This window comes from uncultured Paraglaciecola sp. (assembly GCF_937123705.1).
Classification (GTDB): Bacteria; Pseudomonadota; Gammaproteobacteria; order Enterobacterales; family Alteromonadaceae; genus Paraglaciecola.
Genome location: NZ_CAKZKO010000135.1, coordinates 1 through 2,050 on the forward strand (window position 1 = coordinate 1; position 2,050 = coordinate 2,050).

A 2,050-nucleotide genomic window follows, 5' to 3' on the forward strand; every position below is an offset into this window, starting at 1 on the left:
ATGCGGTTGCTTTCAGTTCGGAATATGTTGGCAACAAAGGGTTGGCAGGTGAGGTCATCGCTTGCATCGATAGACATGTCTTTGAGTGTTTGGGCGACTACTTTGCCGTAATGCAGTTGCCAGAACTTGGCGCTACCAAAACCAACTTTATTGGTCTCATTGGTGTCCCATTCGCCTATTTCATCATAGCGATGTTGAAAAATTAGCGCGCCGCTGAAACCATCATAAAGGTATAGGTCGAGCACAAACTTTCGCTGACCATCTTCTTTGTTTGCCCAGCTTAGTAATGAGTTGAGTGGTGTTTTCTGGTTTGGGTGTTTTGGATAGAGTTCACCAATGTCTCGGATAACGCCACTGATAACATATTGAACACCAAGATCTTCACCAATTCTTGCCACATCAGTGAGAGAACCATCATTGTTCGCAGAAGTGGGGGCGTTAATTAGATCAGGGTAGACACTGATATTTGTGGCAGACAGTGCGCGCAAGTAACCTTGCTGATTGATGGCGTCCACTAAACTCTTTGGTAGCTCCCGGCCGATGTTATGTAGTGCGCCTAAATTGGCCTGCTGTGGTACCTGTAATGCAAATCCTGTGATGCCAACCGATTTTCGGTAAGGGTTTACGGATCCATTCTTACACATGCTCTCAGGCTGTATGCGTGTTTCGATAGTAACGCTTAGGATATCATCAAAAATTTGTTCGGAAATGATATTTACGTTATTTACTTGGGCGGCGGATTGTATGGATGTATTAGAGCTAATAACGCCATTTTGCATCATCTCATTGCTACGAATGCTCGCACTTGCTTGCAGCGATGCTTGCTTGATCGCTTGTTGTGTCGCCCTGTAGCGTGCATCGTTTATGTCTTGGTTGTAAATGATTGCTTGGCCTTGCGCTTCGATCTTTTGACTGAAGAGGTTTGAACTCAAAAAAAACGCAAGGCATGAGATGACGACTTTAATCATTATTGAACGCTATAAAATGACGTAGGAATTTGGTTGCTGCCTGGTGCTGACACTTTGTAGCTATTTTTAGTCAAGCAGTTTGGGTTTGATCTTAGTGCTTCGACAGAGCTTACACATTGTCTGAAATTTTGTTGCAGTGCTAGTTCAACAACGGTTTCAAACGTGCCGTCTTCCAATTCTCTTTGTGAAACAACTTTTGCTCCAACTAAGTAGGCATCTACGTAGGCTCTGATCTCATCAGACTGTGCAATCATATTACTTACGGAGTTGTTGGCATTAATTTCTACACCATAAACGCGTTCTGCTAAGTTTCGCAGAGCATCGATTTTGGAGCCACGCATCGTCATTAGTCGATTTTGTGAGCGGCTGAAAGATTTTCCCGTAGGCGGAGCTGAGTATCCAGTGGATCTCACGATGATAGGTTCTCTAGGCATGACCTCAATAATCTCAGTTTCTTTCACAGTTGGAGCTGGAGTAGCTTGATACTGAGGTGCTGCAATCATTGTACTTGGTGCCGATCCTACACATGGCGAGCTCGCAGTACAGGATTTAGTCATTGTAAAAGGTGTGTGTGTACAAGCAGCCAATACCATTGAGGTAGAAGTTAGTACAATCAGTTTGCTAATGATATTCATTAAAGCGGCTCCTTGAGTAATTTAGTAAACCCGGTAAATAGTAGTTTTTTCCGTTGTTGGCGGCACTGGCGCGGGTGTTATTGCAATGGTCTGCACCGGTAAGACGTGCATATTCTGCATGGATAAAACATTTTGAGGGCTTGGGCATTCATAGTATTGATGATAAGAGCAGCCTGACAAGAGAGTGGTCAGCACCATGGCCATGAGGATACTAATCCCTTTTAAGTTCATCACTATCCCCCTTTTATAACTTATCCATCAAGCTATTTGATTAAAATTCAGTCTGCTCAATCTACAATAAATACGTTATTCGATACAAGTTTGTTGCTCGTTATATGGGCATTCTAACTGAAATTTAAAAATCTCGTGTCAATTTTATTTGCGTCTATACTTATTCCGATACAAGACGGGAGGTGGCGTATGATAAATGCCTTAGAATCAAGCTTA

Annotated in this window: 2 protein-coding genes; both read right to left on the minus strand. The window is 42.9% G+C overall.

Annotation, left to right across the window (positions count from 1 at the left end; genetic code table 11):
- Positions 1-968, minus strand: a 968-nt coding sequence (locus Q0688_RS16820; protein WP_299079502.1) for a flagellar assembly protein T N-terminal domain-containing protein, incomplete at its 3' end; no start/stop codon positions are given.
- Positions 968-1,603: an LPP20 family lipoprotein gene (locus tag Q0688_RS16825; protein ID WP_273105198.1), complete on the minus strand. Its 636-nt coding sequence runs from the start codon at positions 1,601-1,603 to the stop codon at positions 968-970. The genes Q0688_RS16825 and Q0688_RS16820, both read right to left, overlap by 1 nt.
- Between the last annotated feature and the right edge of the window lie 447 nt (positions 1,604-2,050).